Below are 13,536 nucleotides of genomic sequence, written 5' to 3' on the forward strand. Positions count from 1 at the left end.
CCCTGCATGGAACCGTTCCGGAACCCGATGTCTCGCCTCAGGCCGCGGCAAGCTCTATTTTACAATAACAATCAATAACGGCAGAACGATGAACGAGGCGAGCGTCGTCCATAGTATGCATTTGGTGACGACTTGGGGAGCCGCTTGGAACCGTTCGGCCAGTATGCCCGCATTAACGGCCGCAGGCATCGAGGCGAGAATGAGCAGCACCGAGAACAGCATGCCCTGGACATGCAGCATCGTCAGTACCAGACAGGCGATGAGCGGGGACAATATCAGCCTCACGGTCATGCCCGCCCAGAACGCTTTTTGCACGCCGGGGTCGAAAACCGTCTTCTTCACACTTGCCATCTGCGCGCCGAGAATCGCCAGCACGACCGGCGAATACGCTTCCGCGATCATGGCGATGCCTTTTTGCACCCCTGCGGGAAAATGAATGTCGAGGGAGCGGACGATGACGGCGGCGATAGCGGCGTATATCGCGGGCAGCGAGAACACGGATCGAATCGCTTGTTTAATGGAGAATTGCGAGCGCGCCGCGAAATAGATGCCGATCGTATTAACGATGATCATTTGGGCGATCACATAGACCGAGGCTTTGTCCAATCCGAGCTTGCCGAAGGCCAGCAGCACGAGCGGCAGCCCGTAATTGACGCTGTTCGTGAAGGTGGATACGAGCGTCAATCCGGCCGTCTCCGAGGCGGACAGCTTGAGCAATCTGCCGATCAGATTCGCGACGGCCCACAGCATAATCAGATTGACGATCGATACGCCGAAGGTCGTGTATACCTCGCTGAAGGAAATTTCGGCGGTCGTCAGCGTCTGATAAATAATGGCGGGGCTCAAATAGTATAAATACAGCGTGAGCAGAGGTTTGGTTTCCAAGTTTTTGTATTTGGCCAACAGAGCTCCGACAATAACGGGAATCGATAAGGGTACGATCACTTGAAACAGAGTGGTTAGGACGGATTGAATCATGCAGACGGATTCCTTTCATTCAGATAGGGTTATGTTCATTTATCCACTCTACAGCAAACCCGGCTTTTCGTCTAAGAGGGAAAATCTATCATTTCCATAGTTATCCCCTATCAATGCGACATCCGTTATTGCCGGAATCGGCGGACCGTGATAGAATCGAATTCGGCCCAATCGGCGGGCCTGACATGCCGATCGCGGTTCGAGACCATCCCGCGTGATCAAAACTAAGGGGAAATTTGTCTATGTTCAATTTTATTTGGGGCGTTGCTTTTGTCATCGTCAACTTCGGCCTGTTCCTGCTCAGCTACCGGCTGTTCGGGCGCAAGGGGCTGTATGCGTGGGTCGGCTTCGCGACCGTGCTGGCGAACATTCAGGTCATCAAAACCATTGAAATGTTCGGCATTGTCATGACGCTCGGCAATTCCATCTATGCGTCGATCTATATGACGACGGACCTGCTCAACGAGAAGTACGGAGCGAAGGCGGCCAAACAAGCCGTATGGTTCGGCTTCTTCACGCTGTTCGCCTCGGCGATCATCATGCAAATGGTGCTCGTCTTCGTGCCGCAAGAAGGAGATATTTCCCAGGAAGCGCTCCGGACGATCTTCGGGCTGGCGCCGCAAATCGCGCTGGGAAGCTTGTCCGCCTACTTCGTCAGCCAATTTCTCGATGTGCGCGTATTCAGCGCTCTGAAGAAGCGGTATCCCGCTTACAATCAGTTTTGGCTGCGTATTAACGGCAGCATAGGGCTTAGCCAGTTCGTCGATTCGCTCGTCTTTTGCTCTATCGCCTTTTACAAGGTATATCCGCTGAACGTCTGGGTGCAAATCCTGCTAACCACGTATGTGCTGAAATTCGTCATTTCGGCAGCCGGTACGCCGGTGCTGTACTGGGCGCGTTCATTCCGGTTCCGGGAAGAAGAGCAAGACTAACTGCCCGTGCGGAAGGGTGGCTTTATATGGTCTGAAGCTCCTTCCGCAGGATGGCGATCAGCTTTTCGGCGGCCGAGCTCAGCGGCGAACCGCTCGGCTTGCGCAGCAGGCCGGTGACGAGTGCCGTAGCTCCATAAACGGCTCTATTAATATAGTAGGATTTTTTTCAAGGCTCGCGTTCATGGTTATGAATGCGGGCTTTTAGGGTTGTCTAAATTCGTTTTGGAGTTGTTTTGGGTTTCCAGAAAATAGCATTGTTGCTATAATGGATGGTATTAGCCTGTGCGGCCGCGAGAGGATTAGAAGTGCGGCGATCCAAGCGCCGGTATAAGAACTGTGCAGAGGGAGCGTATGTATGATCATTAGGAGCGAAACAGCTGACGATTACAAGGAAGTCTATAACCTGAATTACGAAGCGTTTGGCCGGAGGCATGATGAAGCCGAGTTAGTCGAACGGATACGGCAATCGGAGGAATTCGTGCCTGAATTGTCGATTGTAGCGGAATTGGACGGCAAGCTTGCCGGTCATGTATTGCTGAGCAAAGCCGCAGTATTCAACGAGAACGGTAAGAGGCAAGAGGTGATTGTTTTGGCGCCGATAGCCGTCAGACCGGATATGCAGAAAAAAGGCGTAGGCTCGCAGCTCATAACCGAAGGCTTGAAACGAAGCCGAGCGCTGGGTTATCCGGCCGTGCTGCTGATAGGGCATCCGTCGTATTATCCGAAGTTCGGCTTCAAGCCGGCAAGGGCGTTCGGACTGGAGCTTCATCAGTATCAGGTGCCGGACCCGGTGTTTATGGTGTGCGAGCTGAATGAAGGGGCGCTTCAGAATTTGCGAGGGGAGCTGCGGTATCCGGCCGCTTTTTCGGAGTGAGCGGGAATTTCGCGCGTTTTGGATAGCGTCGTCCCGAAAAGGAGTGGAAGGGAAATGACCTTGCTTGGAATGGCTGCAGCCGTTGCTGCAGCTGTACTTATCTCATTATTCTTAGGTCCCTACGGTATGCTTGTTATTGTCTCGGTTACCTTCGGGTTGGCATTAAGCGCACATAGGAGAAACATAGAGATTCATTCCGATTTGCAGAGAATTAAGGAGAAATTGGGCATTAGCGATCAAGACGATTTCAATATGCCGGACGAGGAGATCGAAGAGGAACTGGAGAAGGAGATGCAGGAGGCGCAAAACAGTACGAAACGTTAAGAAGGGAGGGCCGGAGCTATCCCGTGAAGCCTGAAGAGATGGAGGAAGTTGCCGCTCAGCGTTATAACGCTACCGTCATTACATGCGGAGCCGAAGTTGTCGGGTACGGCAATCTGTATAATGTAACGGAAGGAAAGCATTGTTATCTGGGCAACGTCATCATTGCGCCGACCTATAGGGGGAAAGGGGCGGCAGCTTATTTCATTAACGTCATGAAGCAACTGGCCAAGCAAGAGCGTCAAGTGAAGCAGCTTCGTCTCATGTGCCATAACATCAATACGCGAGCGCTGCTTTTTTACCGCAGTATGGGCTTCAAGCCTTTCGATTTCAATGAGCTTCGGGATCGGGCGGGAAACAAGCTTGTTTTGTTGGAGCTGGCTATCGCGCTAGATTGATTTTTAGGAGGAGGATTGCAGTGAAACCTATTCGATTAGGTATGATTGGCAGCGGTCATGTCAGCAGCAGGTATTTTGAGCAGGCCGCCCTGATAGAAGGAGTAAGCTTTGTCGCTACGTACTCCAGACACTTAACCAATGCGGAGAACAAGGCTGCCGCCTACGGCATCCCAAGATGGTATGACGATTACCGGGTGATGATGGACAAAGAAGAACTTGATGCCGTCATCGTTACCACGCCTCATTCGCTGCATGCGGAGCCGGTTCTGGCGGCGCTGGAGCGCGGGCTGCACGTTCTGAACGAGAAGCCAATGGCTACAACGTTTGAGGATTGTCAGCGGATGGTATCGCTAGCGGAGGCACACAACGCCATCTTCATGAGCTTGCCGTTCGATTTGAACCCCGCGCTCCTCGCTGCCTCCGAATATGTGAATGAGCGATATATCGGCAAGATTACCGGCGCCGAGGCGCAGCTCTCGCTTCCCGGGCCATGGCGCGACAATTGGTATTATAATAAATCTATAGCCCATGGCGGTGCGGTGCTGGACTGCCTGGTTTATCCGGTCAGCAGACTGGTTGCTTTGCTGGGGCCTGCCGTCAGCGTGATGGCGGAAGTCAACACATTGATACCTAATCGGATCGTTGGCGACGGCAAGCGAGTCCAGAGCGATGTTGACGACAACGTGACGCTGATCGTCCAATTTGCCGGAGGGCAGCATGCCGTGATCCGCGTGCTATGGGGGATGTCGTTCAAGCAAAATAACACGATCATTTACGGCCGAAACGGCACACTGGCTTTGAATGACAGCGGGTATCCGTTCGTTATCCAAACGCTGGGGCAGCCTGTCCCGGAGGCGGAGCGGGTGGTCTGGCGCGGGTTAGAGCACTGTTATGTGCCCCATGAGAAAATAAACCGATACCCGCATGAAAGCGTGATCGCCCATTTTGTCCGCTGCCTTCGGAACGGCGAACAGCCTGTGCAATCAGGCCGTCAGCAGCTTCATGTACATGAGATTATGTTTGCCGCGTACCGGTCCGCGGAATCGGGGCAGCGTTATTCCTTAACGACAACGTTTACCCCTTGGTCCAAGTTGGATACGGGGATATTCGATACCCGAAGCGACTATATATGATGATTTTGATTAGGTACGATACGTCAAAAAGGAGCTGAGCGCTATAGAAACCTTTGTATATTTCGTGAGACATGCGGAGTCGATATATACTCCGGGGACGGAGAGAGCTAGAGGACTCACCGGGAAGGGGGAACGGGATGCCGCTCTTGTCCGGCAGCTACTCAAGGATGTGCCCGTCGATCTCGTCCTCTCCAGTCCTTACTACAGAGCCGTGCGGACCGTACAAGATGTGGCGGAAGCCGCCGGACTGGAAATTATTAGCGTAGAGGACTTGCGGGAACGGCAGCTGTCGGGCGAAGAGTTTATCGCTAGCCAAGAGCAGTTCCGCAGCGCGAAGAGACGCGTATACGAGGACAAAAGCTTCGCTTTTCCGGGTGGCGAATCAAGCGAGGCGGCGCAGCGGCGGGCTATCCGGGCTCTGCTGCCGTGGATCGGTCATGCCGATTACCGCCATATTGTCGTCGGCACGCACGGGGATATTATGACGCTGATGCTGAATGATTGGGATGCGTCGTACGATTGCGATTTCTGGGCATCGACGACGATGCCGGATATGTATAAGCTGCATTTCGAGGGGCAGCAATTAAACTCGGTGACAAGACTGTGGGCGGAAGAGACCGTTTCGCTGCCGGAGTAAACAAGCAACCCGTTTCGTACAACCGACTGCCAAGGAGATAACGTATGCTCATTATCGTAATTGTCTTGTTGCTCGTCATATTTATAACGTTAATTAGCATGGAAAACAAGCTGAGATTGAAGCTGAAAAACGATGAACGAATCATTGAGCGATTGGATGTATTGATCAACCGGACGCTGGAGAAGAAGAAAGAATCGTGAACCGGACCGGTTAGGCGAGGTCATTCATCCGGGTCCGGGGATTTCGATATGTCCGCGCCGTTTCTTATGGAATTATGGGATGTTTACGGCGTTGTTCAAGTTATTCGGAAAGGCGAAGTGCTTTTTGAAAACGCATACGGCTATGCGAGCATCGAATTTGGAATACAAAACGATATCCATTCGCGCTTCTCCATCGCCTCCATATCCAAACAGTTCACGGCTTTCGCCATTATGCTCCTGCACGATAGGAACATGCTGGACATCGATGCATCTGCGCAGTTATACCTGCCTGCCGATATGAAGCTGGATGAGTCGATCACTGTCCATTATTTACTGTCGCATACTTCCGGACTAACTAATTTTTATCGGTTTGAAGATGATTTTTTCGCCGGTTACAACCGATTGGATTATTCGCGGAGCGAGTTCTTCCGGCGCTATATCGATAGAAAGCCGGCCAATCCGCCCGGAACGGCATACGATTACAATAACGCGAACTATAACGTGCTTGCATGGATCATTGAGCATGTTTCAGGGGAAAGGTACGAAGATTATATTCGCAACCATATATTCCTGCCGCTCGGCATGGTAAATAGCGACGTCGATGACGGCTGCAAGCCTATTCGAAACCGGTCGTCCAATTATTCCCGAGATTTTGGTACGACCGTCAAAAGTCCGTATCATAACGAAAAATTTAGCGTCGGCGCCGGGGCCGTCGTTTCCAACTGCGCCGATTTGTACAAATGGTACCGCTGTTTGCGGGATCGCCTCATGCTGTCGCCCATGACGTATACCCGATTTTTCCAAGAGAACCAAAACCGTTACTGCTATGGTCTGGAGCATCATCATATTTACGGCACGGACAGGTATTCCCATGGGGGAGATCATTTAGGGATAAGCGCCTACATGCAAAATTATTTTGACGAAGATATTTGTATTATTATTCTTTCAAATAATGAATCGATCAATCAATACCGGCTAGGCAATGCCATTTCGGATATTTTGCATGATGTTGACGTAAAGGCTCCGGCCCGATACGAAGAGCTTCCCATGGACGAAAGCGAACTCAGAGAGTACTGCGGAACTTATTTGAGAGATAAAATTCAAATCGAGCTGATTAACGGAAAGTTATATTTCACGAGATTTTCCGGCAATCTTCATATTGAAATTTACCCGATCGGCGAAGGGCGATTTGCCCGCAGATTTTCCGATCAAATTGAGCCTTACATAATAGCCAGGAGCGAAGACGGCAAAATGACGTTTTTTGGGTTTGTTAAGGAAGAGGCATGCTAGCAAAGGAACTGCGTAATCGGAACTGAAGAAAATGGGAGGGGACCGTGAACAGGATCGTTTATGCCCTTGGTTGGCTGTGGATATATGGTTTTGTCATTGCAGCGAGGGTTGCGGATTCATTCGGCGGATTCCGGTATGAGCAGCTTTCTTTCGTGCTTATCGTGATACAGCTGCTGTTATGGGTTAGCGGCCGGGTTGCGACGACGAAGGTAAGCCCTCGTGACCTCTGCCTAATGTCGTGTGTACGCCGCATTACGCATTTTATACGGATCATACCCTAGCCATGATGAACGAAGCTCTGATCATTAATGTCATTAACTATTTCCGGGATCGGGAACAAGATGGAGAAGCCGAAGCTTGATTGAGGATGGATAAAGGACGCTGCTTTCCGACAAGAATGGCTCTGGAAGCGTGGTGAAAAAGTGGCCGAAGAGCCGATAGATAGTTGGAACAGCGTCAGCGGTCGCCCTTGTAGACGGATGTTCCCCGCTTAAGCGGTTCGAAATAAAAAAATCCGGCTACAAGAGCGAGTGGAAACCACTATCGACCGCAGGACACGACGAAATCACTACACTTCTAGCGTTCTGTCTGATTTCATGATAAAATGTTACCTCTAATTCAAAATATTGGATACCATTATAAGAGTATAAGAGGTGAACAAATGCTGTACCATTTCAGCGAAGAGCCGAATATTACCCGGTTCATCCCTCGCGAGAAACAGAATCGCGGTGATTTTCCGGCCGTTGTGTGGGCAATCGACGAGGAGAATGAGTTTACGTATTATTTTCCGCGGGATTGCCCGAGGATCGTCATTCGACCGTCGTCTTGCTTGAGCGAGGAAGATAGAAGATTGTTTTTCGGGCTTACGACGGCGGATTGCATCGTAGCGATAGAGAGCCGCTGGTACCGGGCGATGAAGGAGACGACGCTGTACCGCTACTCCTTCGACGAGGCGGGCTTTGAATTGTTCGATAAAACAGCCGGCTACTATATTTCCCGCGAGACGACATTTCCCGTAGAAGTGGAGCGCATCGACGGATTGCTGGACCGGCTTGTCGGCAAAGGGGTGGAGTTGAGGTTGATGCCGAATCTGCATCCTCTGAGGACGGCCATTCTGCAATCTTCGCTGGATCGCTTCGGTATTCACCGCTTTCGGAACGCCGCTCCTCTATAATGTTTTTTTGCGGCAGCAATCTCCGGTTTACGCCAAAGAAAGGAGCGGGGGCTATGAAAATTCGCATTATCGGCTGCTGCGGCAGCGGGAAGACGTATGCCGCCAAGCGGCTCTCGCTTATGTACGGATTGCCGTATCATGAGCTGGACAACGTCGTATGGGATCGAACCGTTCCTAACCGCAGACATACTACGGAAGAACGGGACGCCATTCTGCAGGCCCTCGTAGCGCAGGACGACTGGATTATCGAGGGCGTTCATTATAAATGGGCCGAGGAAACGTTCCGTCATGCCGATTACATTTTTATGATCAATCCTAACCGGCTGCTTCGTAATTACAGGGTAACGAGCCGATTCGTGAAGACGAGACTTGGCATGGAAAGCGGCAACTACAAGCAGACGTTCAAGGGACTGCTCCAAATGTACAAGTGGAACCGCAAATTTGACCGCGAGCATTGGAACGGGATTTTGTCGATGACCGAGCCGTTTGCGAACAAACGCTATAATGTCAGGAGCAACCGGGACATCATTGCGATGATCGGGCAGCGTATCGAACGTCCGCTTGCCCGGGATATCGACGGCACACGACACAATGGTTGAAGAAATGTCTACTGCTCGTTCATCTTAGCGATTTTTGCGCTTACCCGGGAAATGGAGCGTCATTGCGGGGAAATAATGAATGGGAAATGTGTGCGACAAAAAGCGCTTGTGCGCGGCAAAGAGCCCGGCGTCCTGACGGATACCGGGCTCTTTGGTGTGCCGCAGCTTGGGCTTGTAGGCCTCTCGATTCCCCGGGCAATTAGCCGTTCTCGGGATCGTCGCCGATCAGCCTGAGAAGCGCCTCCGGGATCTGATAATGCTGGTTGTTGATGCTGATTCGTTTCATCGTCTCGGCCAGCTCCAGCGGCTGGGCTTCCTTCACTTCGGCGATCTCATTGTGCAGCCGCTCCATCTTTCGGTCCAGCGCGGACGCCGAATCCGACGCTTCCTTCAATTCCTGCAGCAGTCTTGGCGGGACGGCTTTATCGTATTTATAATAGATTTTATGCTCCAGGCTGGCCCAGAAATCCATGGCGATCGTCCGTATTTGAACTTCGACGCATACATTCTCCTGCCGGTCGGACATAAATACGGGAATGGCGGCGAGCAGATGAAGACTGCGGTATCCGTTCGGTTTGGGATGCTGTATGTAGTCCTTTACTTCGAGAATCGTCAGGTCGCTTTGATTTTGCAGCATTTCGCTGATCCGATAAATATCTGAAATGAACGAGCACGTAATGCGTATCCCGGCAATATCTTTAATATGTTCGCGGATGCTGGGCAGCGAAATTTCGTGGCCTTTTTTATGCAGCTTGTTCAGTATGCTCTCAGGCGATTTCAGCCGGGATTTGGTATGCTCGATCGGATTGTAATCGTGAAGGAATTGGAATTCCTCCTTCAGAATTTCAATCTTGGTTTCGAAGGCGTCCAAGGCGAATTTATATGCCATCATGAAGCGGGTAATTTCATTTTTGAATTTACGGAATTGTTCGATTTGCAATGTGTTCATGAGTGTTTCTCCTTCCTGGCCCAAGAGTGCCTGGCTTAACTAAAGCCGACTATATGAAAAGCATAATATAAGTAGCGTACACAAAGCAAATATAGCGAAAGAGAAGCTCAACGGGCGGTGAAATGTTCGGCCGCTTTCTGCATGAACGCTTTGGCCGCGTGGCCCAAAAACCGGTCCGTACGGTAGATGATCCCGATGTTGCGTGTCGGAGGGTCATCGGCAATGCGGATCGTTCGCAGCGCGGGATCGTTCAGCGAGCGGATCAGCGGCAGCGGCTGAACGGTAGCGCCGATGTTGGCTTTGACCAAATGGATGACCGAAGTGATGGAGGTCGTCTCCATAATGGTGTTCATCGTAAAGCCGTATTTACGGCAGCAATCGTCCACAAGCTCGCGGCCGATCAAGCCGGAAGGAAACATGACGGTATCCAGACCGCGCAGTTCTTCAATTCCGATGGAATCTCGTCCGGCCCAGGCATGCCGTTCCGAGACGACCAGCACATATTCCTCGCGGCATAGCGGAATCCGGACGAGACGGTCGTCCGGGAAGGGCATGATGCCGATGCCGATATCGACTTCGTTCTCCAGCACTTGGGCCGCGATCTCGACAGAGGATACGATCTTAAGCCAGATCTTGGGGAACTCCTTATGATAGTCTATAAGAAGATTGGATATGCGGTAATCCAGATCGGACGGAAGCGCCCCTACAACAAACGATCCTTTCTTATAATTATGCAGCTCGGCAATGGAGTCTTTAACATTTTGCAGATTGCGGACGATTTGCAGGCTTTGCTCCAGCAGGATGGAGCCGGCTTCGGTGATCGCGATTTTTTTGCCGATCCGGTCGAACAGCGGGATATCCAGCTCGTCCTCCAGCGCCCGGATCTGCTGGCTTAGGGTGGGTTGCGAGATGCCCAGCTTCTCGGCGGCGCGGGTAAAATGAAGCTCTTCGCTGACCGCAATGAAATATTCCAGTTGACGCAGCTCCAAATCAGGAACCTCCTTAGATCATAGGATATACCAATGATAATAATAGAAATAATTGTATTGATCAATTGTTTGATTCCCTTTACACTACTATAATCGACCGGTGCCGAAGCTTCATTTAATACAAGTTAGGGGGAATTTTGCTATATGCAGTTTAAGTTCGGTTACTTATTATTAGCGCTATTTTTGGCGGCGCTGAACTTGCGCCCCGCCATTTCTTCTATTTCTCCTTTGCTGGAGACCGTGCGCGGGGAACTCGACATGAGCGGCTCCGTTGCAAGCCTGCTGACTTCCATTCCGGTGCTTTGTATGGGACTATTTTCGCCCATGGCGGTCAAGATCAGTCACAGGTGGGGGATGGAGAGGACGATTACGCTCGCTCTGCTGGTCATCGGATTAGGGACGATCATCCGCTATTTTGCGGCTTCGTCATTGTTGATGGTCGTCACGTCGTTTCTTGCCGGAATCGGCATCGCGGTGGCGGGTCCGTTATTATCGGGATTTATCAAGCGGCATTTCGCGGAGCGAGCCTCCTCGATGGTAGGCATCTATTCGTCGGCAATGGTCGTCGGCGCCGCGCTGAGCGCGGGATTATCGGTGCCGCTGCAGCATTGGTACGGCAGCTCGTGGCAGAGCTCGCTCGCCAGTTGGGCCGTGTTTGCTCTGCTTGCGCTGCCGGTATGGATACATCTGGCGAAGCGCGCGGCGCGTCCGGCAGGCGGTACCGCTTCGCAAGGCTCCGCGGCGGCGAAGCTTCCGTGGGGAAACAAGAGAGCATGGCTGCTTACACTATTCTTCGGGTCGATGGCGATGATGTTCTATTCGTTGACGGCGTGGCTCGCTCCCGCAGTGGAAAGCATGGGGTACAGCAAGACGGTCGCGGGCGGCATACTGACCTTGTTCACGTTCATTCAGGTTCCGGTGAGCTTTGTGCTGCCTATACTGATTGCGCGTTTTCCGAAAAGACGCTATTGGCTGATGGGCTGCGCGCTGCTCGAGCTGGTCGGCATGTTTCTGTTCATGCTTCATGCCAGCCCGTGGCTTGTGGCGGTATTGCTCGGCATCGGGGCCGGCGGTCTGTTCCCGATGGCGCTGATGCTGCCGATTGAAGAGACCGGCAATGCCGAGGCGGCAAGCGCATGGTCGGCGATGAATCAATCGGGAGGCTATATTATCGGCGCGTTCGGACCGATCTTCGTCGGATGGGCGCATGACAAGGCCGGAAGCTTCATCCCGGCCTTCGGCGGTCTGTCGATCGTCATCGTTCTGATGCTCGTTATGCAGTGGCGCATCGGCAATGCCGTACGGCAGCCTAAGCAGGCAGCCGTGCCGCGGCAAGCGGCCGTCGTCGTGCAAGGCGAACGCTCTTAATTAAAAGGCGGTGAAAAAGTGGCCGGAGAGACTGCTGCCTTCAGAAGAAGCATATTTTCGTAAATAGAGGCAATATTCTAAAAAAAGGTCAATTTCACAAGCGGTTCTTATGGGATATCATGGGGCTAAATCCAATGAAAGGAGAGGGATGAAGCCGCATGGATCGTCTCAATAGGAACCGTTTGTCGTTATCAGCCATTGTCATACTTTTGCTCGCCTGGGGGTTCGCCGCGTCCGATTCGAGCCAAGTCAGAGCAGGGGAGGAGGGATGGTCAATGCCGTTAACTATTATGACCTTTAACCTGCGGACCGCGGCAGCCAAGGACGATCATCCGTGGGAACAGCGGCGGCCGGTCATTAAGCAGATGTTGGCAAGCGAGAAGCCCGATCTGATCGGTACGCAGGAAGGAATCGCGGCGCAGCTGGCCGATCTGCAGGAAGATTTGCCCGGTTACGGCCGGATCGGCGTCGGCCGCGAAGGCGGAGATTTGGGGGAGTATATGGCGATCTTTTACAACCAGGAGCGATTGAAGCCGCTGGAGCAGGACCACTTCTGGCTGTCCGCTACTCCCGACGTCATCAGCTCCGCAACCTGGGGCAACCGGATTCCCCGTATGGTTAGTTGGGTCCGCTTTCAGGACACGGAGAGCCTGAACACATTTTATATGGTAGATACTCACTTGGACCATGAATTGGAGACGGCCCGGCTGGAGAGCGCGCAGCTGATTCTGGACGCCATGCAATCGTTCGCTCCGAATATTCCGGTGATCTTAACCGGGGACTTCAATTCGAATAGCGGCGGAGGAGTTTACCGGGTCCTGACCGGGCCGGAGGGCTTGAAGGACGCGTTTGCGGACGCCGCGGAGAAGGTGAACGGGGATATCGGCACGTTCCATAATTACACGGACCCGACCGCGGGAGGCAGCGGCAAGCGTATCGATTGGATTTTATACAGGGGGCAGGCGGACGTCTCCCGCGGCGAAACGGTGACGTACCATACTTCTGAACAATATCCCAGCGATCATTATCCGGTTACCGTACGGTTGACCTTGCATGACCCCGACCGGACGGCAGGAGAGACTACAGTAAAACGGCAGCATAGGACAAAGCTGCTGCTGACGGAGCTCGTTGCGAATTCGGCCAGCAGCGGCAACTACAATTATGTGGAAGTCTACAATCCGGGCGATGAGCCGATCGATCTGGAAGGCTACAAGCTGTATTATTACTACGATCCGGCCGCTCCGTTCGATAAAGCGAAGGCCAACAAATGGACGATCGCCAAAGACGCGTTCAGCACGAGCAGTGTGATCGAGCCGCACGGCACGAAAGCGGTATGGATCAAGAAGCAGCCTTGCTGCTATCAGCTGGGGATCGACGACTTCAGAAGCAATTACGGGTTGACGGAAGAAGAGCTGCCGAGCGACCGTCTGCTCGCCGTATTTACTCCCGGAGAGAATCAGGGCTTCAACGGAACGGCGACGACGGGCCGCTCGGTCAGCATCGTTTCCCCGGATGGGGCGCATCTGGTCGGCGCTTCCTATAACCAAGGCGTGCTGGATGTGAAGAGCAACGAATCGGTCGTCTTCTCTCCGCCTGCACCGTTGTCCAGCATCATGAAGAAGGAGGCGGCCCATCAGAAGCCGTCGCCGGGCATGCCGCCGTCCGGCATGTGACGGGGAGCGGCGGCGTACCCG

At 52.6% G+C, this 13,536-nt stretch carries 15 protein-coding genes; 12 read left to right on the forward strand and 3 right to left on the reverse strand.

Annotated elements, in window-relative coordinates:
- Positions 1 to 54: 54 nt before the first annotated feature.
- Entirely contained in the window at positions 55 to 978 is a 924-nt protein-coding gene (locus tag SK3146_RS34705; RefSeq protein ID WP_249863079.1) for an AEC family transporter, read from the reverse strand.
- Between the two features lie 242 nt (positions 979 to 1,220).
- Between SK3146_RS34705 and SK3146_RS34710 the strand changes: the two genes are divergently transcribed.
- The 10 genes from SK3146_RS34710 (at position 1,221) to SK3146_RS34755 (ending at position 8,536) form a co-directional block, all read left to right on the forward strand.
- Positions 1,221 to 1,910: a queuosine precursor transporter gene (locus SK3146_RS34710; protein ID WP_249863080.1), complete on the forward strand. Its 690-nt coding sequence runs from the start codon at positions 1,221 to 1,223 to the stop codon at positions 1,908 to 1,910.
- Positions 1,911 to 2,265: 355 nt separating this feature from the next.
- Positions 2,266 to 2,784, forward strand: coding sequence for a GNAT family N-acetyltransferase (locus tag SK3146_RS34715; protein ID WP_249863081.1), 519 nt, complete (start codon positions 2,266 to 2,268; stop codon positions 2,782 to 2,784).
- Between the two features lie 69 nt (positions 2,785 to 2,853).
- Positions 2,854 to 3,108, forward strand: coding sequence for a hypothetical protein (locus SK3146_RS34720; protein WP_249863082.1), 255 nt, complete (start codon positions 2,854 to 2,856; stop codon positions 3,106 to 3,108).
- Positions 3,109 to 3,131: 23 nt separating this feature from the next.
- Positions 3,132 to 3,503 (forward strand): GNAT family N-acetyltransferase, encoded by a 372-nt coding sequence (locus tag SK3146_RS34725; protein ID WP_249863083.1) that lies wholly within the window; start codon positions 3,132 to 3,134, stop codon positions 3,501 to 3,503.
- A gap of 20 nt (positions 3,504 to 3,523) precedes the next feature.
- Positions 3,524 to 4,636 (forward strand): Gfo/Idh/MocA family protein, encoded by a 1,113-nt coding sequence (locus tag SK3146_RS34730; RefSeq protein WP_249863084.1) that lies wholly within the window; start codon positions 3,524 to 3,526, stop codon positions 4,634 to 4,636.
- 64 nt (positions 4,637 to 4,700) lie between these two features.
- The gene (locus SK3146_RS34735; protein WP_249863085.1) at positions 4,701 to 5,273 is read left to right on the forward strand and encodes a histidine phosphatase family protein; all 573 of its coding nucleotides are present in this window, start codon (positions 4,701 to 4,703) and stop codon (positions 5,271 to 5,273) included.
- A gap of 44 nt (positions 5,274 to 5,317) precedes the next feature.
- A complete protein-coding gene (locus SK3146_RS34740) occupies positions 5,318 to 5,473 on the forward strand; it encodes a hypothetical protein (protein ID WP_249863086.1) in 156 nt (51 codons plus the stop codon).
- 66 nt (positions 5,474 to 5,539) lie between these two features.
- On the forward strand, positions 5,540 to 6,763 hold the full coding sequence (locus tag SK3146_RS34745; protein WP_249863087.1) for a serine hydrolase domain-containing protein: 1,224 nt from the start codon (positions 5,540 to 5,542) through the stop codon (positions 6,761 to 6,763).
- 661 nt (positions 6,764 to 7,424) lie between these two features.
- Positions 7,425 to 7,937: a DUF6886 family protein gene (locus tag SK3146_RS34750; RefSeq protein WP_249863088.1), complete on the forward strand. Its 513-nt coding sequence runs from the start codon at positions 7,425 to 7,427 to the stop codon at positions 7,935 to 7,937.
- A 53-nt stretch (positions 7,938 to 7,990) separates the two neighbouring features.
- A complete protein-coding gene (locus SK3146_RS34755) occupies positions 7,991 to 8,536 on the forward strand; it encodes a P-loop NTPase family protein (protein WP_249863089.1) in 546 nt (181 codons plus the stop codon).
- A 199-nt stretch (positions 8,537 to 8,735) separates the two neighbouring features.
- Here the strand turns inward: SK3146_RS34755 and SK3146_RS34760 are convergent, their stop codons facing one another.
- Together SK3146_RS34760 and SK3146_RS34765 are read right to left on the reverse strand one after the other, a co-directional pair.
- The gene (locus tag SK3146_RS34760; protein WP_249863090.1) at positions 8,736 to 9,485 is read right to left on the reverse strand and encodes a GTP pyrophosphokinase; all 750 of its coding nucleotides are present in this window, start codon (positions 9,483 to 9,485) and stop codon (positions 8,736 to 8,738) included.
- A 107-nt stretch (positions 9,486 to 9,592) separates the two neighbouring features.
- On the reverse strand, positions 9,593 to 10,474 hold the full coding sequence (locus SK3146_RS34765; protein ID WP_249863091.1) for a LysR family transcriptional regulator: 882 nt from the start codon (positions 10,472 to 10,474) through the stop codon (positions 9,593 to 9,595).
- 144 nt (positions 10,475 to 10,618) lie between these two features.
- Between SK3146_RS34765 and SK3146_RS34770 the strand changes: the two genes are divergently transcribed.
- Positions 10,619 to 11,842: an MFS transporter gene (locus SK3146_RS34770; protein WP_249863092.1), complete on the forward strand. Its 1,224-nt coding sequence runs from the start codon at positions 10,619 to 10,621 to the stop codon at positions 11,840 to 11,842.
- Positions 11,843 to 12,117: 275 nt separating this feature from the next.
- A complete protein-coding gene (locus tag SK3146_RS34775; protein WP_249863093.1) occupies positions 12,118 to 13,515 on the forward strand; it encodes an endonuclease/exonuclease/phosphatase family protein in 1,398 nt (465 codons plus the stop codon).
- The last annotated feature ends 21 nt before the right edge of the window (positions 13,516 to 13,536 follow it).

Source organism: Paenibacillus konkukensis (assembly GCF_023523925.1).
In the GTDB taxonomy this organism is placed as follows: domain Bacteria; phylum Bacillota; class Bacilli; order Paenibacillales; family NBRC-103111; genus Paenibacillus_S; species Paenibacillus_S doosanensis.

Bases quoted from the DNA above. Each gene is read 5' to 3' on its own strand.
- SK3146_RS34705 (WP_249863079.1), bottom strand. From the start codon at position 978: ATGATTCAATCCGTCCTAACCACTCTGTTTCAAGTGATCGTACCCTTA.
- SK3146_RS34710 (WP_249863080.1), top strand. From the start codon at position 1,221: ATGTTCAATTTTATTTGGGGCGTTGCTTTTGTCATCGTCAACTTCGGC.
- SK3146_RS34715 (WP_249863081.1), top strand. From the start codon at position 2,266: ATGATCATTAGGAGCGAAACAGCTGACGATTACAAGGAAGTCTATAAC.
- SK3146_RS34720 (WP_249863082.1), top strand. From the start codon at position 2,854: ATGGCTGCAGCCGTTGCTGCAGCTGTACTTATCTCATTATTCTTAGGT.
- SK3146_RS34740 (WP_249863086.1), top strand. From the start codon at position 5,318: ATGCTCATTATCGTAATTGTCTTGTTGCTCGTCATATTTATAACGTTA.
- SK3146_RS34745 (WP_249863087.1), top strand. From the start codon at position 5,540: ATGGAATTATGGGATGTTTACGGCGTTGTTCAAGTTATTCGGAAAGGC.
- SK3146_RS34750 (WP_249863088.1), top strand. From the start codon at position 7,425: ATGCTGTACCATTTCAGCGAAGAGCCGAATATTACCCGGTTCATCCCT.
- SK3146_RS34755 (WP_249863089.1), top strand. From the start codon at position 7,991: ATGAAAATTCGCATTATCGGCTGCTGCGGCAGCGGGAAGACGTATGCC.
- SK3146_RS34760 (WP_249863090.1), bottom strand. From the start codon at position 9,485: ATGAACACATTGCAAATCGAACAATTCCGTAAATTCAAAAATGAAATT.
- SK3146_RS34770 (WP_249863092.1), top strand. From the start codon at position 10,619: ATGCAGTTTAAGTTCGGTTACTTATTATTAGCGCTATTTTTGGCGGCG.
- SK3146_RS34775 (WP_249863093.1), top strand. From the start codon at position 12,118: ATGCCGTTAACTATTATGACCTTTAACCTGCGGACCGCGGCAGCCAAG.